The 17901-nt window shown below is 50.9% G+C and carries 16 protein-coding genes; 12 read left to right on the top strand and 4 right to left on the bottom strand.

The window, feature by feature from the left end; genetic code table 11:
• The first annotated feature begins 61 nt into the window (after positions 1–61).
• From ACF8D4_RS13950 to ACF8D4_RS13960, 3 genes are all read left to right on the top strand, one after another.
• Positions 62–751 (top strand): SDR family oxidoreductase, encoded by a 690-nt coding sequence (locus ACF8D4_RS13950; RefSeq protein WP_109248160.1) that lies wholly within the window; start codon positions 62–64, stop codon positions 749–751.
• A 196-nt stretch (positions 752–947) separates the two neighbouring features.
• Entirely contained in the window at positions 948–1979 is a 1032-nt protein-coding gene (locus tag ACF8D4_RS13955; protein ID WP_208170875.1) for an IS630-like element ISSen5 family transposase, read from the top strand.
• Between the two features lie 343 nt (positions 1980–2322).
• Entirely contained in the window at positions 2323–4203 is a 1881-nt protein-coding gene (locus ACF8D4_RS13960; protein ID WP_107111618.1) for a S8 family peptidase, read from the top strand.
• Positions 4204–4326: 123 nt separating this feature from the next.
• Here ACF8D4_RS13960 and ACF8D4_RS13965 read toward each other — a convergent pair whose 3' ends face one another.
• Positions 4327–5451, bottom strand: coding sequence for a hypothetical protein (locus ACF8D4_RS13965; protein WP_144190608.1), 1125 nt, complete (start codon positions 5449–5451; stop codon positions 4327–4329).
• A 161-nt stretch (positions 5452–5612) separates the two neighbouring features.
• Entirely contained in the window at positions 5613–6677 is a 1065-nt protein-coding gene (locus tag ACF8D4_RS13970; protein WP_083390296.1) for a DUF3080 family protein, read from the bottom strand.
• A gap of 545 nt (positions 6678–7222) precedes the next feature.
• Between ACF8D4_RS13970 and ACF8D4_RS13975 the strand changes: the two genes are divergently transcribed.
• Both ACF8D4_RS13975 and ACF8D4_RS13980 read left to right on the top strand, forming a co-directional pair.
• Positions 7223–7495 (top strand): hypothetical protein, encoded by a 273-nt coding sequence (locus tag ACF8D4_RS13975; RefSeq protein WP_044734518.1) that lies wholly within the window; start codon positions 7223–7225, stop codon positions 7493–7495.
• Between the two features lie 129 nt (positions 7496–7624).
• A complete protein-coding gene (locus ACF8D4_RS13980; RefSeq protein WP_208242347.1) occupies positions 7625–9076 on the top strand; it encodes a diguanylate cyclase domain-containing protein in 1452 nt (483 codons plus the stop codon).
• A gap of 61 nt (positions 9077–9137) precedes the next feature.
• On the opposite strand, the gene dgt is transcribed toward ACF8D4_RS13980, so the two are convergent.
• On the bottom strand, positions 9138–10589 hold the full coding sequence (dgt, locus tag ACF8D4_RS13985) for a dGTPase (protein WP_392468786.1): 1452 nt from the start codon (positions 10587–10589) through the stop codon (positions 9138–9140).
• Between the two features lie 198 nt (positions 10590–10787).
• Between dgt and ACF8D4_RS13990 the strand changes: the two genes are divergently transcribed.
• Complete coding sequence (locus tag ACF8D4_RS13990; protein ID WP_096141944.1) at positions 10788–11246, top strand: hypothetical protein; 459 nt, start codon at positions 10788–10790, stop codon at positions 11244–11246.
• Positions 11247–11534: 288 nt separating this feature from the next.
• On the opposite strand, the gene ACF8D4_RS13995 is transcribed toward ACF8D4_RS13990, so the two are convergent.
• On the bottom strand, positions 11535–12344 hold the full coding sequence (locus ACF8D4_RS13995; RefSeq protein WP_335902543.1) for a hypothetical protein: 810 nt from the start codon (positions 12342–12344) through the stop codon (positions 11535–11537).
• A 368-nt stretch (positions 12345–12712) separates the two neighbouring features.
• Between ACF8D4_RS13995 and ACF8D4_RS14000 the strand changes: the two genes are divergently transcribed.
• The 6 genes from ACF8D4_RS14000 to ACF8D4_RS14025 all read left to right on the top strand — a co-directional run.
• Positions 12713–14500, top strand: a complete 1788-nt coding sequence (locus ACF8D4_RS14000) for a DUF885 domain-containing protein (RefSeq protein WP_335902542.1) — start codon at positions 12713–12715, stop codon at positions 14498–14500.
• Between the two features lie 233 nt (positions 14501–14733).
• On the top strand, positions 14734–15414 hold the full coding sequence (locus tag ACF8D4_RS14005) for a response regulator transcription factor (protein ID WP_025010433.1): 681 nt from the start codon (positions 14734–14736) through the stop codon (positions 15412–15414).
• 149 nt (positions 15415–15563) lie between these two features.
• Positions 15564–16691 carry a M14-type cytosolic carboxypeptidase gene (locus ACF8D4_RS14010; RefSeq protein ID WP_025887359.1) on the top strand — a complete coding sequence of 376 codons (1128 nt, stop codon included), beginning with the start codon at positions 15564–15566 and terminating at the stop codon, positions 16689–16691.
• A 9-nt stretch (positions 16692–16700) separates the two neighbouring features.
• Positions 16701–17018, top strand: coding sequence for a hypothetical protein (locus ACF8D4_RS14015; protein ID WP_025887361.1), 318 nt, complete (start codon positions 16701–16703; stop codon positions 17016–17018).
• Positions 17015–17296 carry a YeaC family protein gene (locus ACF8D4_RS14020; RefSeq protein ID WP_025887363.1) on the top strand — a complete coding sequence of 94 codons (282 nt, stop codon included), beginning with the start codon at positions 17015–17017 and terminating at the stop codon, positions 17294–17296. The genes ACF8D4_RS14015 and ACF8D4_RS14020 overlap by 4 nt, the downstream gene beginning before the upstream one ends.
• 126 nt (positions 17297–17422) lie before the next feature.
• A partial coding sequence (locus ACF8D4_RS14025; RefSeq protein WP_219001833.1) for a transposase domain-containing protein occupies positions 17423–17901 on the top strand: 479 nt, incomplete at its 3' end.

Raw genomic sequence — 17901 nt, forward strand, 5'->3', positions numbered from 1 at the left:
TTTAGCTAATGAGTGACGACAACCTAAGCCCGAAATTCTCAAGTAAAAGGAGATTAACCCTATGCCACAACTATTGATAACCGGTGCCAACCGCGGCATAGGATTGGCGTTGACCCAAGTCTATCTTGCCGCCGGTTGGGACGTATTGGCCTGTTGTCGCGATCCGGAAACGGCCGACGAACTGCTGGATCTGGTCAACGAATTTCAGGGGCTGGAGGTGTTTGCTCTGGATGTGACCGACTATGAGGCGGTGGCTGATCTGGCTGCAGAGCTTGAGGGACGGGGCCTGGATCTGCTGCTCAACAATGCAGGCTATTATGGCCCCAAAGGCTTGCAGTTAGGACAATTGCCTGTGGATGAATGGCGCACAGTGTTTGAAGTAAACAGCATAGCGCCTTGTAAGCTTGCTGAAGCGTTCCTGCCTCATCTTATCCAAGCAAAAGGCATCATAGCCAATATCTCATCCAAGGTCGGTAGTATGGCCGACAACCAGAGTGGTGGTGGTTATCTGTATCGTTCATCCAAGGCCGCGCTCAACTCGATCACCAAGAGTCTTGCCTTAGATTTGGCCGATGTCGGTGTCAAAGCGGTAGCCTTGCATCCCGGTTGGGTGCAAACCAGCATGGGCGGCCCCAATGCGCTTATTGATGTAGATACCTCGGCGGCCGGTATGAAACAACTGCTGGATAACCTCAGCCAGGCACAAAGTGGCGGATTTTATGATTACTGCGGCAACAGTATACCCTGGTAACCAGATCCTTTTTATCTATGGCGCTTATTTTGCGCTTGGCCGGTAATTTGCTGAAAGGCAAGAGGAAAAAGGGCGAGAAGCTAAGCCTGAGTTTAAATAGCTGTTCCAAATAGTAGATCACAGGAAGGGAACTCAGTCCTGTTTGAGCGATCAGATCTATCGCCAAACAAACCCACCACTCGCCCAAGGACTGAGAATGGCTATCTTAGCACCACTATGCCGCGCTGAGCGCAAGCGCATGCAAAAATTGATTCAAAAAACCAACGATAAGCACTTTGCCAGGCGTCTTATTGCGATGTTGATGTTGCATCAAGGGCTGCCGGTTACCCAAGTTCAGCACATCACCGGCGCAGCCCGCTCCAGCATAGGCCGATGGTTGGGCTGGTACACCCAATGTGGCATCGATGGACTGAAATCAGAGAAGCCGGGGCGGCCAACCGTCTTGCCTATTAACCCGATATTGCTCTGCCTGTCACTGCTTATCCAGCTTTGTCCGGAAGACTTTGGTTACCAGCGTAGCCGCTGGAGCAGCGAACTGCTTGCCAAGGTGATTAATGCACAGCTTAAGCTATGCGTCGCCGCATCAACCATTCGCCGCCTGTTACCCGAAGCAGGCATAGTCTGGCGCCGCTCAGCCCCGACGTTGCGCATTAAAGACCCATACAAAGCGGAGAAAATGGCCGCTATAAATCAGGCACTTGAGCAGTGCAGTGCTGAGCACCCGGTATTCTATGAAGATGAAGTAGATATCGACCTCAACCCCAAAATCGGGGCGGACTGGATGCCCAAAGGGCAACAAAAACGCGTGGTCACCCCGGGTAACAACCGCAAGCACTACTTGGCAGGAGCGCTACATACCAAGACAGGAAAAGTGCTTTATGTGAGCAGCGCCAGCAAGGCATCGGAGCTGTTTATTGCGGTGCTGGAAAAGCTCAAACGACATTACCGCAAAGCCAAAACTATCACGCTAATTCTGGATAATTACATCATTCACAAGAGCCGTAAAACCCTGGCTTGGCTCAAGAGCAACCCCAAGTTCAGGTTGTTGTTTCAACCGGTATACTCACCTTGGGTCAACAAGATAGAGCGCTTATGGTTGGCACTACATGAAACGGTAACCCGTAATCACAGTTGCCGAAACATGCGGGAACTTCTTGGCAAGGTATGGCATTTTATGGAAACCGTTTCGCCTTTTCCCGGCAACGGACATGGCATCGCGAAAATGTAGCAGTATTCGGATCAGCTATTTAAAATCATACTTTGGGTTGATAGCTTGCAATTCATCCGGCCCAAAAGTGTTAGTGCTGGGTGGGTTGCTGGTCAAGCAATAGAATAAAATAATTGATTTTATTAGTATAACTGGTTCATTTGTCGATACGGGCCCCCGTTTTGTATCGGTTATACTCTTGGCGGATCTTTCTGCTACTTTAGGCGGGGTAATGTAACGTTGTTGTTACATTTGCAATATCGGTTTCCGGCACAGTGCAACGCTGCAATTTAGATGCTGCTTAAAAAATGTCCTAGGTTAAAACGGCCCTCGAGGCAAAATCATAATAACCAAGGAAATCATTATGCAAAGGAAACATTTCATTGCGATTGCAGTTGCTGCAGCCCTGAGCAGCCCGCTCGTTCTGGCACAGGACTATCAAGCCCAGTTACATGCGGTCAATCCTGCCAAAGCCATCAAAGATCAGTACATAGTGGTGTTCAATACCCCGGCGGTTATCAACCTTAATGACCCGAATGGTGTCAGCGCCTACGCCAGCAGTATGGGCGCAAGGCTCGCCAACGAACACGGCATTGAAGTCAGACAAAACTTTGGCAACAGCCTCAACGGGGTATTGGTCAAGGCCAATGCGGCTCAGATCCAGAGTCTGCTTAAAGATCCCAACATCAAATATGTTGAGCAGGATCAAAGGGTGTCTATTGAACCCATGGTGGAAGCCGCCGGCGATCAAGGCGGAGCTACCTGGGGGCTTGACCGGATAGATCAGCGGGATCTGCCGCTCAACAGTAACTACCATTACGACTATGACGGCTCCGGCGTCACCGCCTTTGTCATAGACACAGGTGTACGTAACACTCACAATGAGTTTGGCGGCCGTGCCAGCAGTGGCTATGACTTTATCGATAACGATAACGACAGCAGTGACTGTAACGGTCATGGTACCCATGTTGCCGGGACTATAGGCGGCAGCACTTACGGAGTTGCCAAGAATGTCAATATTGTTGGGGTCAGGGTACTTAACTGCTCGGGCTCAGGTACCAACTCCGGAGTGATTTCCGGGATCAACTGGGTGAAAAACAACGCCCAAGGGCCTTCGGTTGCCAACATGAGTTTGGGCGGCGGCGCCTCCCAGGCGCTGGATGATGCGGTAAATGCGGCCGTAGCGGCCGGGATAAGCTTTGTTGTGGCAGCAGGCAATGACAACAGTAATGCCTGTAACTATTCACCGGCGCGGGCCGCCAATGCGGTGACTGTGGGTTCTACCACCAGCACCGACAGTCGCTCAAGTTTCTCCAACTACGGCACCTGTCTGGACATCTATGCTCCGGGTTCGTCAATCACCTCTGCCTGGTACAACTCCAACAGCGCAACTAATACCATTAGTGGTACTTCCATGGCATCCCCCCATGTTGCCGGGGTGGCGGCACTTTATCTGGCGGAAAACCCAGCCTTGAGCCCGACTCAGCTGACTAACTTGCTGGTAAGCCGCGCCTCATCCGGCAAAGTGGGCGATGCCAAGACAGGTTCACCCAACAAGCTGCTCTATTCTCTGGCAGGCGATGACGGCGGTTGTGGCAATGATTGTCCATCGGATGATACTCCATTGGATAACGGCGTGGGGATCAGTGTCAGCGGTGTCCAGGGTTCATCCAACTATTTCTATATCGATGTCCCTGCGGGCGCTGCCGACTTGAACATAGATCTGGCTGGCGGCAGTGGTGATGCCGACCTCTATGTCAGCCAAGGTAGCAAACCCACGTTAAACAGCTACCAATGCCGCCCCTACAAGAGTGGCAACAATGAGAGCTGCAGCTTCAGCTCGCCGGCAGAAGGGCGCTGGTACGTGATGCTGCAGGGCTACAGTGCCTACAGCGGCGCCACATTAACGGCAACACACAACGCCGGCGGTGGTTGTGGCAGCGATTGTCTGGAAAATGGCGTGCCGAAGAGCAACTTGAGTGGCAGTGCGGGTTCAGAGCAGCATTTCACTATCCAGGTTCCGGCGGGTGTTAGCCTGAATATTGCTACCAGCGGCGGCAGTGGTGACGCCGATCTTTATGTTCGCGCCGGGGCTGCACCTTCTACGTCTGTGTATGATTGCCGTCCGTACAAGAATGGCAACAGTGAAAGCTGCAGCTTTCAAGTCACCCAGGCGGCGACCTATCATGTGATGATCCGCGGATACTCCGCCTTCTCGGGCATGCAACTCTTGGCAAGCTTCTGACTATAAAAGGATAAAAAGCCGCCTTCAGGCGGCTTTTTTACTGACTCTATGGTACTCATTCACATATAGAGAACATCCACTTAAAAGATCATCCACTTCAGAGACTGGATTTGCATACCAGGATTAATCGCTCGGCAGTGAAGAAGGCCTCCCCAGAGTTCGCGGAAATGCAGCCGAGACACAGGGAATAACCTCAAAACGATAGCCATAAAGCTCGCCGGCGTCGGGCAAGATCTGCAACAGCTCGTAATCATTGAGTTCAACGCCGGTCGCATTGGCAGACATCTGGCAACGACTGCGGCCATCGGCTTCCATGCCAAAAGCGAAGTCGGCCACAAGCTGCCTGACTTTGTGCCTGTAGGCGGCGGTGAAACGGGCGTATACCAAAGCATCATCTTCCGCTTTTGTTGCGTTATTTTCCGTTTCTTGCGCTTGTGATTTCTGTCCTGCTGGAGCCTGGCGTTCAGTATTCAGCTTGTTTGTCTCTTGCTCAGCGCTTAAGACATCTTTTCCTTGGGCGGTGTCCGGGACATGCAAAGGGGGGAGGTTTGCATTTGCTTTATCCTCATTTGGCTTAAACTGACCATTAAAGGAGAAGCTGACGCCCTTGTCATCGACTCTGAAGCGGCTCTCCATGAAACGCTCCATATCGACCAGCAGCATCAGATGATGCAGGATTAAAAACGATAACATGAGCCTGAGAAAGGTTGTGCTCACAGGATAGGCGTACTTGGGCTGCCACTTGAAGCCGATAAGCCCCACCAGCTTGAGCAGCAGCAGTCCTACCAGGTAGATGGGCAGTAACATCTGCAGCAGCAACAGGGCAATACTGCTGGTGATCACCATCCAAACCGGAAGCTCCAGTAACAGGGCGAAGTTATGGGTATAGTTGAAATGCGCTGCCGAGACGCCGGTGACTTCATTGACTATGGCACCGCTACTGGCCAGCGAAAAGTTGGCTATGGTGGCATAAAACAGCAAAATGACCGCCTTGCCTGCCAAAGAGTGCCACAGTTTGTTGAATAACGGCCAGAACTCAATAACCAACGCGCTGACTGTGAGCAGGGTTGTCAACGAAGGGTGTTGTTCATAAAACGGCAGACTGAATAGCGCCAACAGGTAGAGCTTTTGGGCCGTGCTCAGCTTGGCGAGCCGTTGACTTATACCTGTGCGAAACCTCTGAAGAGAGGTTGAGATCTTATGATACGGCTGCAGGATTGCCTGCCGGATGAGTTCGGCTGTTCCCATTGAAACCCGATGAATTATTGATTTGAAATATGAGCTTATTGTCACCAAAAGATAACCTGCTGGCAACATGCTTATCCATTGATATACAAGGGCTGAGTCGGTAAATAGTGGCAGAAGACAATAGGGGAGCAAGCTGCCAGAGCCTGCGGCATCACAATGGATTATGCTCCAGGTGCAGTTCCGCTACAGGAGTCGCGTAGCTTTTGCCACCAATTCACGTGGCGTTTGAGTTCCTTGTCGAGCCGGATATTTAAGCTGTCTTTGTTAGCGGTTTCGGCAAAGAAGTACGCAACACGACTCTCCACCGCGGTTCCCTGATAGAGTTGCTGCAGCAAATCGCCCAAACGGCGTTGAATGTGGCGACTCTGGCTAAGTTGCCGTTGTATTTGCCCGATGAAGTTTTTTACCAATATTCGCTGCAATATCTCCTGACGCTGATTGTTATGGCCTGGGCGGCACAGCAGGCCATCGAGCCGAGGCTCCAACCAATCGTTGAGGCTCGAAAGCCAGAGCAGGCTGACCGCCTGACTGCGCATATTGCGGGCAATAATCCGACTGCGCGCCAATTCAGCCAGTGCCGCATCCAGAGTCTGGGTGTCCAGTGCTTGCCAGGAAAGTTGCCCAACTTGTGCTTTCATTATGTCCGTTTTGAGTTTCACCAGGGCGGCCAGTGCTAATTCTGTTTCGATTAGACCGGCAAGCGGGGATTCGCTGGACAGAGACTCAGTGCCGATAAACAGCAGTTTGTCCAGTGCCCTGTCTTGCAGAAGCATCCAATCGAACCAGTCCAGCGCATCTTGTTGCTTTTGCAATAGGGCTTCTGTCAGCAACTGTTTGGTCTGACTTTCTAGCCTGGCGTCTATAAGACAAATCGGCGCGGCTTGAATAAAGGCAAGCTGATACTTAAGCAGCTCGCTGGGCTCTGCGACTCTGCCAAGGCTGGAGTTATGTGTGGCAATTAACTCCCCGAGCCTGCAATGCATTAAGCCAAGGCTTTCCAGCAGTGGCAGTCTGGCTTCCAAAGCTTCAGGTCTATTTGCTGCATTCAGGTTTTGGTCGACTTCAGGTCGATAGTCCGGAGCGATAAAGTTTTGTGCTGTGACTCTCTCAAGCCTTGCGCTGTAATCTTGCCATAGCGATTCGGTATTATCCCGACATGCGGGTAGGGTGAGCAGTATAAGCACTGCAGCAAGGCTGCGATAGACTGTTGAAGGAAAAGGTGTCATGGCAAGCCTTATTGGGAAAAGGGATTGAGCCGGGCGCAAGTAATGTTCTCATACAGTTACTCGACCATAAGTTTTATAAATTGTGATCCAAGAGGCTAAGCCCTGCCAAGCTGTCGTAACTAATACAACGTAGCGTTACGCAGAGTCGTGCAGAGTTGCGCTTGCTGCTATCAGTTATTTTTGAGAGCCGTTTAACCTTGTATAAAGCCTCGCTGGCTTTTTCACCAAGATCTTTCTGTGCAAATTTGCTACAATGATTGCTCGCTTTTTTATTGACCTTCCCCCGGAAATTTTTTGCCCGGGGATGATCTGCTTACCCAGACACGACTGCATAGCTACCGCCAATCTGCCGCGGCCGGGGAACTTTTCCCTCAGCAAAAGGCTTTTGAGTAAGACGGTACTCTACAGTCTGACCTTCTGTACTTGCTTGCGGCAAGAGGTTAATCAAGAAGGCGAAGCTACTGCCCGGGCTGCCACGGGCAAGGTCGGGCCCGTCAGGACCTTGGATTCATAGTCAGAAGCGACCCATCGGAGGTAAATGCATTATGACAATAGCTGACGTATTGACAGAGAAACACTCACCACTTTATCACACCGAAGACAAGACAGTTGTCTCCCACACCCAGCGGGATGAAGGCGACTGGATCCAACATACTCTGATGCTGGAAAATTGTGATGCGCCTTTTCGCTTCAAACGCCCTAAAAAATACCGTTCATTGAAAGGTTCCCGAGTGTCGGTCGACTATTACCCGCAAACAACCATAGTAGCCGGTTTTGAAATGGAAACCATGAAGGTGGTGCGGATCCGTCGCTGCTGAAAAAAAACTGCTGGAAGTTCTCTACAAATGTTAATATTTGGTGTGTTTCCGGTGGATGTTCTCTGAACCCGGGGCTATAACCCGGGTAGAACCCACCCAAATCATGCCTTGTAAGGATATTCCGGCCACATGAAGCTCGCTGCAACAGCCTACGTTAACTCCTTGCTCCAGCTGTCGTTGACCACCCTCTGCCGACTATTTGTCATTTTACCCCTGTTCCTGCTGACAACGGGCCAAAGCCAGGCCGCTGAAGATACGCACTTGGATACCGCTCAGCAACCCGCAAGAGAACTGGTTATTGCCAACTCCAATTCCTGGAAACCCTTTTCATATTTGAATGATGCCGGTGAACCGGCCGGGATCCTGGTGGATATCTGGCAAGAATATGCCAAGGCCAATAAGGTCGAAGTCCGCTTTATATTGACAGATTGGCAAGGTTCGCTGGATCTGGTTCGCAGTGGTCAGGCCGATATCCACGCCGGGCTGCTTTGGTCTCAGGACAGGGAACATTACCTGGATTATGCTCAGGGTTTGCTGGGGATCGAGAGTCAACTGTTTTTCAGTCAAGGGTTACTCGGTACCGAGCCGGACGGCTACCTGATCAACGGCGGTGAAGTCGGCGTTGTCCGTGGCGGCTATGAAGAGACGTTTGTGCGTCAGAAATACCCGAAGGCCAGCGTGCTGACTTATGCCAGCAACGATCTAATGTTAAAGGCCGCCTTTGCCGGCAGGTTAAAGGCATTTGTTGCCGATCTGCAGGTCGCCAACTTCTATCTCTATACCTCACGCGAGCCGGCGCGTTTTATTCCAGTCCGCCATCTTTACAGTGCCCAAATTCGTCCGGCTGTCAAAGAGGGGCAGAGCGCCTTGCTGGAAGAGATCCGCCAGGGACTGGCCCGGATCCCAGATTCCGAATATCAAAGGATCCTCAATCGCTGGATGTATGTGGAAACTGTCTATCCACGCTATCTGCTGCAAGGCTTGCTTGGGATACTTCTGCTCGGGATCCTGGTGTATGTGTTTATGCTGCGCCGTACCGTGGCGGCGCGCACCGCCGAGCTTGAGGCTGCCAATGCCGAGCTGGCTCACCTGGCGGCTACAGATGGCCTTACCGGTATCGCCAATCGGCGGGCATTTATGGATGCGCTCGAACAAGCCTGTGATGGCCGCGGTTATGACAGTCTGACCTTATTGCTGTTTGATATAGATGATTTCAAGCGGATTAATGACAGTTATGGTCATCATGTGGGTGATGAGGTCATTTGCCAATTGACGCAAATGGTAGTGGCCATCTTGCCGGAGGGAAGCGTATTTGGCCGCATAGGCGGAGAGGAGTTTTGTATTCTGCAACTGGGCATGACAGAAGCCGAGGCCAAGACCCTGGCCACCCGGCTGCTTTTGTCGGTAGACAGAGAGCCATTTGCCACCAAGGCCGGCAAATTGCCCCTCAGTATTAGCATAGGTGCCGTGTATGCCAAGCCCGGTGCCCGGGATGCCCAGTCTGTGCTGGCCGACGCCGACCGCTTGATGTATCAGGTCAAGGCGTCCGGGCGTAACGATCTCCTGTTTAGGCGGATCTGATAGTAATGGCATTCCAGGCTCGTATCCCGAGCCTGGGTTAGTAAACAACTCTCTTTAAGAGTCAGTCAAGTACCATAAGTAGTCTGTACTCATCCAAAGCGTATTGGTCTGTCATGCCGCTGATATAATCCTGCAGCAAACGACACCTGTGGTAAAACTCAGGATACTGATTGGCTTCAATGGCTCTTTTATAGGTGGCCAGGTGCTTGCCAGGCAGCTTATGGAACAGCCGGGTTTCGATAAGAGCTGTCTTGGGCAGGCCTTGTACCAGTTTGCTAAACTCATCTTCGCTCAATGCCAGCAGGGAGCGATAGTTATCCAGTAAGCCGGTGATGATCCTGTATCCCTGCAGCTCAAGTTTCTCCACTTCCCGATGGCAAAATACCTGCTTGATAGCAACTTGCTTGAGGGTTTCTGTAATGGCGTGTTCGTAGCCGCCATCTTCAAGCAGCGACTTGTTCAAGTTGCCGTGGTACACAGCCTCAATATTGTCGATAAAACGCTTGGCGGCGTGATTGACCAAAGGGTGGATCAGTCGAACCCGGAGGAAGGTGAAAAACTGGCTCTGTTGGTTGATTGCCAGATGGCGGGCGCTGCTGTCTGCCGCCTCAATCGATTTGCTCATAAAGTCTTTGTGTCCGAGAGCGCCTTGCTTGACCCCAATTTGCCGTTGGTACTCGGCTATCAGACTCTGTTTTAGGGTATCCAGCTCTATGATGCCTTTTTCCACTGCGTCTTCAATATCGGCCAGGCAATATGAGATGTCATCGGCGGCTTCCATGATGTAACTCACCGGGTGGCGACAACCGGGTGCCATCTCCATGGCTTGAGTCAGTTCGGCAACAAACCTGGACTCACTGGCGTAATAACCAACTTTTTTCATCAGATAGCTTTGCTCAGGATTGGCTTTATCTTTCACAAGCGTACCCGGACGGGTGTATTTCAAAATGCCGGCCAGTTGACTGTAGGTGAGATTGAGCCCGAGCAAGGTGTGGATCAAACGAATGCCTTGGGCATTACCTTCGAAATGGGATAAGTCTTGGATCAACTCAGGATACCCGGAATCGAAACCCGAAGGCGCCAGAGAAACAAGGTTGCGCTTGAACCAATCACTGATCGCGGCCTCACCGAAGTGACCAAAGGGTGGATTGCCCACATCGTGCATCAGGCAGCTCATCTCCACCAGGGTTTCCAATTGCCGTTCCAGATATTGCAGGCCCCAGCGTTCGGCGTCTTGCCCCAAGAGCTTGAATATCTTCTGTGCAATAAAGCGGCCTACCTGCTGAACTTCCATCGAGTGTGTCAAACGGCTTCGCACCGCGGCATTGCGTTCAAGTGGAAACACCTGGGTCTTTTGCTGCAGACGGCGGATGGCGGCCGAGTTAATGATGCGGCCACGATCGCTTTCCAGCGCCAGCTGCAATTTTTCTGGATTGTCTACCCGAGTGTCTTCCGGTTTACCAAAGGGACGCTGCGCAGTAATTTTGCGGCGAAAATCTATCTCAGAATGCATGTCAGACACCGAGAGAACCTCCAACAAGTGGTTGCCTAAGCAAGAAAATGACTTGGAATCCGTATGTTACTCCAATGTGCCACAGTTTATCCCATGGGGCCAATTTGTGACACTCAATGTAAATTTGCGATGAGTACGATAGCGTCTTCAGTCATCGCAGAGTACTATCCTGAAAAATCCTTTCTCAGAGATGTGTTAATGCTCAAGTCCTTAAGTGTGATGTTGCTGCTTATTTTGGCGGCAACGCTCGGTTTTCTGATGTTCCATGGCGATGATGCCATGCCGGACAGGCTCAAAGGGGAGTGGACCACAGGTTGTCTCAGTGACGGTAAACTGGGTAAAGAGTTTGTCATGCGCTTTGAGGAAAACCGCTACCACAGTGTCGCCAATCTTTATGACAACAACCAATGTACAGGGGCGCCGCTGAGCCAAATCAAGGGCAGTGCCTATATCGAGTCCATAGGCGGCAAAGTCACCACTTGTGAAGGCCAGGAAGCGGATGAGGCGATGCTGTATTGGGATGAACTCGGTGATGCCAAAGCTTTTGTCTATTACATCAATGAGCAAGGTGAGCTGTTAACCGGCCGACCCAACGAAGACAAGAGTGCTAAGGCTCACTGGTGTCTCGATAAGGACGCCAAGTTTCACCGCCGTTGATAGCAGATTTAGGGGGCGAGTATTTGGAAGCGCCCCCAATGATTTGAGCTTCATTGGCTTTACACCATTCTCGATAACAACCCTTTTCAGCCATCCGTCAGGCTATGCCGATGTTGGGCAATATCTAGCTCCCATTAACCAATTCATTCACTGCCGCACGGTTAGTGCACCCTAGTGGGCCAAACTTGGGGCTATACTGCTCTATCAGAGACTTCAGGCCCATTCAACTTAGAGTGACGTTTTCCGCCTCTGCCAGAGTAAATCTCTGGCAGAGGCGGCTATCTTTGCTTAATCGTATGACGATAGCTGTAATAAGTCCGCATGATTCATCATAGGTACCATTACGCCTTTAATATTGACGCGAACCCGGCGTTGATAGGCGTCTTCAAACTCATGATTATAGAGCTTGGTCTTTCTTACACAGTTACCTTGCCGTATGACGCGGGCACCCTTTTGGTAGTTGGCTATACCACCAGGATTACCCGTTACCCGGCCAACAGCTTTGCGCGCCTGTTTAGGGTTTTCGCCCTCTGTGTCGGTCCACAAATGTAGCATTTCGGAGTTGCGGGCTGATTTATCTTTACGCACCGCTCTGTTGAAAACCAAATACCGTACCTGAAACAGTTCCATAGAGGCGCTGAGTTTCAGCCATTCATCGGAAAAGCTGTCAGCGATTGCCTTGGTGAGGGGATCTATATCAGCCACTTGAGTGCAGCGATGGGCGATAACATCCAGGTCGACATTGTTGCAAACAACCCCCAAGCGTTCTTGCCAGGCTCGCTCAAAGGTCATTCTGTCTACCAGTGTCATTTTGACCAAAGTGGCCTTGAGTTCGTTGTAGCAGCTATCGGAAAAATCGAGCTTCACTTGCGTCTTAACATCTTCCCATGGCTGCGCACTATCTTTCCAAAGGGAATAATGTTGTTTTTGGAACTTATTCAGTTGCTTGACTTCGATTTCTGTCAGCGGCTCGGGCAGCCAAAGTTGTAAATAATGCTCGTTTAGTTCGTCGTATTGATCGTCCACCAAACAGCGTATTCCCTGTTGCTTTAACAATTCCAGTACGTATTGATGGACAGCATTAAACTTCAGATTCATATTGAATTACGTCCTATGTAATTTGGCCGCACACGCTAGCGAGTTTTTCGATGAAAATCAAGTGGTCATGCCTATTTGAACCTTCTGCAATACCATGCACCCGGCCTTCCAAAAATCATAATTGAGCAGGGGTTATCGTTCTGCCTTCTCAACAAAAGCCGTATTTTATCTGGCCATGGGAGCTATCAAGCGAACATGGAGTATTTAACCAGAGGCTTAAAACGGGCTGCAAACTGTAACAAAGCATGTCTCTTTAGCAACAATTGCTGAAAAGTCGTCGCGTCCATGATTTACTTGCGCACTATGCACCCGAAAAAACCGATAAGAATTCAAATTTCCAACAAACGGGTGCCGGGAAGGAAAATAATATGAAAAAACTCACCCTTTGCCTGGCGGTGTCATTGGCGCTGACAGGGCTGTCTGCATGCCAAACCCAAGGCTCTCCCGAGGCGATGGCGTCCAAAGTCTCTGCTGCTGTAAAACAAGATCAGAACCAAGCGTTCAGTGCGTTCAGTCAAAGCTTTATCGATTCGCTATGGCAGGTTGCGCCGACCTGGGCACTCTATAACGGCTTTCATCAATACGATGCCAAACTCCTGGTACCGGATGCGAACAGCCGCACCGCGACGTTGAACTTTATTCAGCAACAGCGCGCCAAGATGGCGAGCTTTGATTTTGCGGCGCTGACAGCGGCCAACCTGATTGACTATCGTTTGATTGAAAATGTCCTCGGCAGCATGGAGTGGGAAATCAAGCGCTTCAAGTCCTGGCAGTGGGACCCATCCAGTTACAATGTGGCCGGTGGTTTTGCGCAAATCATCAGTGAGGACTTTGCACCTTTGGATCAAAGGTTGCGCTCTGCATTGGGCCGATTGGAAGATGTGCCGGCCTATTACCTGGCGGCGCAGCAAAACATAGATAATCCTACTCTGGAGCATACAGAGTTGGCCATAATGCAAAATCAGGGTGCCTTTACCGTATTGTCCGATGAGCTGCTCGCCAAGGTGAACGCCTCGGGCCTGAACGCTGATGAAAAGGCGTTATTCAAGCAAAGAATGGATAAAGCCGTAGCGGCCATCGAAGGGCATATCCAATTTCTAAAACAGCTGGAGCAGCAGCTCAAGCGCGAAGGCAGCCGTAGTTTCCGGATAGGTGAAGCGCTTTATGAGGAGAAGTTTGCCTTCGATATTCAGGCTGGTATGAGCGCCAAGGCCCTCTATGAAAAAGCGCTGGCCGATAAGGCCAGGGTTCAGGGCGAAATGGCGAAAATTACCGATAAGCTCTGGAGCAAGTATTTCCAGGAGCCCAAGCCGCAAGACGAGAAGAAGGCTATCAGGCAGTTGATCGACAAGCTTTCGGCCCGGCATGTAAAGCGGGAAGATTTTGTGGCCGAGGTGAGGGCGCAGATCCCCGAGCTGGTGAAGTTTGTCAATCAACACGACTTGGTGACTCTGGATCCGAAAAAGCCTTTGGTGGTCAGGGAAACACCTGAATATATGCGGGGTTTTGCCGGAGCCTCCATCAGTGCTCCCGGTCCTTATGAGAAGGGCGGCAACACCTATTACAACGTGACTCCCCTCGATGACATGACCGACGAGCAGGCCGAAAGTTACTTGCGCGAATATAACCACTGGATATTGCAGGTACTGAACATACATGAGGCGATCCCCGGCCATTACACCCAGCTGGTGTATTCCAATGAGTCACCGAGCCTGGTCAAGAGCCTGTTTGGCAACGGTGCCATGGTGGAAGGTTGGGCCGTTTATGCCGAGCGTATGATGCTGGAACAGGGCTATGGCAACTTTGAGCCGGAAATGTGGCTGATGTACTACAAGTGGAACCTCAGGGTGATTTGCAACACCATTCTGGACTACAGCATTCAGGTCAAGGGGATGACTGAAGAGCAGGCCATCAAGCTGATGACGGAAGAAGCCTTCCAGCAGCAAGCCGAGGCGGAAGGTAAATGGCGCCGGGCAACACTGAGCCAGGTACAGTTGACCAGCTATTACGCCGGATATCGTGAAATTTACGACTTAAGGGAAGAGCTCAAACAGCAGCAAGGCAAGGCGTTTGATCTCAAGAGGTTCCACGAAAGCTTCCTCAGCTATGGCAGTGCCCCGGTCAAGTACATCAGCCAATTGATGCAAGACAAGTAGCAAAGGCCGGCGTAAGCCTTGTACTGCATGGCTTACGTCAGAAGAGAGGGCCTGATCGCCGCTTGCCCAATTGCCTATAGGGACAGTTTGACCATCTGTCCCTTTTTCATTATTCCTTCTGTGTGATCCTGCGCACTTTAGCCAGTACTAAAGGAGGATTTTGCTAGCTCGGTTAGGTTAACTATGTTAACGTAAATGGTAATGGTTCTTATTTGAGAATTGTGTTGACGGAAATGACGAAAATTTTATTAGTGGATGATGACCTGGAGTTCAGGGACTTGCTCAAAGAAGCACTGGAGGGCGAGGGGCACGATGTTGTTTGTGCCGCTGATGGTTTGGATGCGCTGATGAGACTCGACACTTTTACTCCGGATGTTATCTTGCTCGACTTAATGATGCCCAAACTCAATGGCTTTGAGATGTTGCTTGCCCGTAAGGACAACACTCCTGTCATAGTGATCTCGGCTATCGACAGTGAAGAAGAAAGGATCAAAGGTTATGAACTGGGGGCAGACGATTTTCTGAGCAAGCCATTTAGTGTCAAAGAACTGCTGGTGCGGATTCAGGCGCTCATAAGAAGGATCAATATCAGTAAAGGGCAGGACACCGCCGATCTTACGCTCAACAAACATATTCAGTTTGACGAGACTGATTACACTGTGGCCATTGCCGATCAGCAGCTATCCTTGACCCAGACAGAATTTCGCCTGTTTAAGTACCTGTTTGAACGCAAGGGACAAGTGGTTACCAAGCAGGAGCTGCAGCGACGAGTGCTGAAAAAAGAACTGGGGCGGTTTGACCGTAATCTGGATATGCATATCTCCAATACCCGGCGAAAACTGGAACAGACCCGTTTGCCAAGAAGCCTTATCAATACGGTGCGTGGCCAGGGATACAGCTTCAGCCTTTGGTAAGATGCTTTAAACCCCACTGATTTCCCCCTCGAATACCAGAGCCTGTTTCGGCCGCGTTTTCAAGCGCGGCCGATTTGGTTTATCCTATAGCCCACTTGCGTGAGCCTTCCCAGGCTCCACACCCTATAAAAGCAATGAAGGAAAACATCATGCGGATCAGCGCGAATTTTGATGGTGGCAATATTCAGGTCATCAGTCTTGATAACAAGGACGACATCAGACTGGCGATCCGCCCGGATCAGGGCGGAGAGTTCTACCAGTGGTTCAATTTCCGTTTTGAAGGCCAGGTAGGAAACAGTTACACCCTCAATATCATCAATGCCGGCAGCGCTTCCTATCCCAAAGGTTGGGAGAACTATCAGGCCGTTGCCAGCTATGATCGCCAGCACTGGTTCCGTCTGCCGACCAAGTATGATGACGGCAAATTGAGTATCAATGTGGAATTGGACGCCGATGCGATTCAGATAGCCTATTTTGCACCTTACAGTTATGAACGCCACCTGGACCTGCTCAGTGCAGTACAGGTGCATCCTGAAGTGAGCCTGGAGCACCTGGGTCTGACCCTGGATGGTCGCGATCTGACGCTGGTCAAGGTGGGTGACGGCGATAACAGCAAGCGCAATATCTGGATCACAGCCCGTCAGCACCCAGGGGAAACCATGGCCGAATGGCTGGTGGAAGGTTTGCTGTACCGTTTGCTGGACTCGGATGACCCTGTCTCCAAACAGTTGCTGGATAAGGCCAACTTCTATGTTGTACCCAACATGAATCCGGACGGCAGCGTCAGAGGCCATCTGCGTACCAATGCCGCCGGTGTAAACCTAAATCGTGAGTGGCAAACGCCAAGCCTTGAGAAGAGCCCCGAGGTGTACCATGTGGTACAAAAGATGAAAGAAACCGGCGTGGACCTCTTCTATGACGTCCACGGTGATGAAGGTCTGCCTTATGTGTTCCTGGCAGGCTGTGAAGGCATTCCTTGTTGGGATGAGCGCTTGACTCAGCTGCAGCAGGAATTTGCTTCGGCGCTCTTGCTGGTTAGCCCGGATTTCCAGAGCGAACATGGTTATGAAAAGGACGAGCCAGGCAAGGCCAACCTGACCATAGGCTCCAACTGGGTCGGCGAAACCTTCAACTGCCTGTCAAATACTCTGGAAATGCCATTTAAAGATAATGATAATCTGGCCGATCCGCTGGTGGGCTGGTCCCCCGAGCGTTGCCTATACCTGGGTGAAGCCTCATTGACCGCCATGCTGGCCGTCGTGGACAAACTCAGGTAAGGAGCAGCTATGGCACTGGTTGAATGCCCTTTATGCCACAAGCGGATCTCCAGTAAGGCACCCAGTTGCCCACACTGCAGTTCCAAACTGGGACCCAACACCGAGTCGCTGTCGAGGATCAGCCATATTCAGCAGTCGACCAAACTGATGAACCAGAGCTTTTTGGCCTTGACCCTGTTTATCGCCGGGGTGGTCATCTGGTTTTGGGGGGGAGAAGTCGCCGAAGGCAATCGAGCTATCGCCGGTGCCGTCTGCTTTACGCTCGGTTTTGTGGGTTACCTGATAACCCGGGTACGTATTATTTTGCACAAGCGGAAAAGTGTATGACAGATATCAACAAAGTGATTGAAGAGATGCCGGTTGAAGTCTATGAAAGACTGCGCAGCGCCGCCGAGATAGGTAAGTGGGAAGATGGTACTGTGCTGACCGAGGAGCAGCGGGAAAACACGCTGCAACTGGTGATGCTCTACCAAGCCAGGCGTTTGGATCAAACCGAGCACTTCACCATAGGCGCCGGTGGGCAGATCAACGAACTGTCCAAGGCGCAGCTGAAAAAGCAGTTTCGCGGTGAGAGTATTGCTGAATTCAAAGAATCTGATCTGTAATTAATTACTAGGATTCTATTTATAAAAAAGCCCTGTATATACACAACGTAGATCAGATAAGGATCGGTTGACCGATCCTTCTGATGAGAGACAATCGGAAACCTGTTTGTAGGTTTCCGATTTTTTATGTCTATTCAAAACTGCTTTGCCGACTTTCTTGAAGAGAGTCCTGTTGATGTCGCTCAGCTAACCACTTTCTCCGAGCATATTCCTGACGAGTGGATTGCTAAAGCGGCAACACTTTCCGATAAAGCGACGATTCGTCGACGTCGTTTACCGAGTGATATGGTTCTTTGGCTTATTGTTGGAATGGCGTTTTTCCGCAACGAACCGATTGCCGAAGTCGCACGGCGAATGAATGTCTGTGCCGAGGGGTTAGCTAATGAGGAGCTGTTAGCAAAAAGTGCTTTAACGCAAGCAAGGCAACGCCTCGGCAAAGCAGCCCCAGAATGGTTGTTTAGGCAATGCAGCCATAGGTGGGGGTTAGAGCGTTACCCTGAGGATACTTGGCAAGGTTTGCAAGTCTTTGCTGTGGATGGCGCGCTTTTTAGAACCGCTGACACACCGGAGTTAAGAGACCATTTTGGGTCGGGTAATACATCCAG

The sequence above is a fragment of the Shewanella sp. YQ_9 genome, from assembly GCF_043103185.1.
GTDB classification, from domain to species: domain Bacteria; phylum Pseudomonadota; class Gammaproteobacteria; order Enterobacterales; family Shewanellaceae; genus Shewanella; species Shewanella algae.

What these genes read in the sequence shown, in the direction of transcription:
- ACF8D4_RS13955 (WP_208170875.1), top strand. Translation starts at nt 948, where the DNA reads ATGGCTATCTTAGCACCACTATGCCGCGCTGAGCGCAAGCGCATGCAA.
- dgt (WP_392468786.1), bottom strand. Translation starts at nt 10,589, where the DNA reads ATGCATTCTGAGATAGATTTTCGCCGCAAAATTACTGCGCAGCGTCCC.
- ACF8D4_RS14005 (WP_025010433.1), top strand. Translation starts at nt 14,734, where the DNA reads ATGACGAAAATTTTATTAGTGGATGATGACCTGGAGTTCAGGGACTTG.
- ACF8D4_RS14020 (WP_025887363.1), top strand. Translation starts at nt 17,015, where the DNA reads ATGACAGATATCAACAAAGTGATTGAAGAGATGCCGGTTGAAGTCTAT.
- ACF8D4_RS14000 (WP_335902542.1), top strand. Translation starts at nt 12,713, where the DNA reads ATGAAAAAACTCACCCTTTGCCTGGCGGTGTCATTGGCGCTGACAGGG.
- ACF8D4_RS13980 (WP_208242347.1), top strand. Translation starts at nt 7,625, where the DNA reads ATGAAGCTCGCTGCAACAGCCTACGTTAACTCCTTGCTCCAGCTGTCG.
- ACF8D4_RS13965 (WP_144190608.1), bottom strand. Translation starts at nt 5,451, where the DNA reads ATGGGAACAGCCGAACTCATCCGGCAGGCAATCCTGCAGCCGTATCAT.
- ACF8D4_RS13960 (WP_107111618.1), top strand. Translation starts at nt 2,323, where the DNA reads ATGCAAAGGAAACATTTCATTGCGATTGCAGTTGCTGCAGCCCTGAGC.
- ACF8D4_RS13950 (WP_109248160.1), top strand. Translation starts at nt 62, where the DNA reads ATGCCACAACTATTGATAACCGGTGCCAACCGCGGCATAGGATTGGCG.
- ACF8D4_RS13975 (WP_044734518.1), top strand. Translation starts at nt 7,223, where the DNA reads ATGACAATAGCTGACGTATTGACAGAGAAACACTCACCACTTTATCAC.
- ACF8D4_RS14010 (WP_025887359.1), top strand. Translation starts at nt 15,564, where the DNA reads ATGCGGATCAGCGCGAATTTTGATGGTGGCAATATTCAGGTCATCAGT.
- ACF8D4_RS14015 (WP_025887361.1), top strand. Translation starts at nt 16,701, where the DNA reads ATGGCACTGGTTGAATGCCCTTTATGCCACAAGCGGATCTCCAGTAAG.
- ACF8D4_RS13990 (WP_096141944.1), top strand. Translation starts at nt 10,788, where the DNA reads ATGCTCAAGTCCTTAAGTGTGATGTTGCTGCTTATTTTGGCGGCAACG.
- ACF8D4_RS13970 (WP_083390296.1), bottom strand. Translation starts at nt 6,677, where the DNA reads ATGACACCTTTTCCTTCAACAGTCTATCGCAGCCTTGCTGCAGTGCTT.
- ACF8D4_RS13995 (WP_335902543.1), bottom strand. Translation starts at nt 12,344, where the DNA reads ATGAATCTGAAGTTTAATGCTGTCCATCAATACGTACTGGAATTGTTA.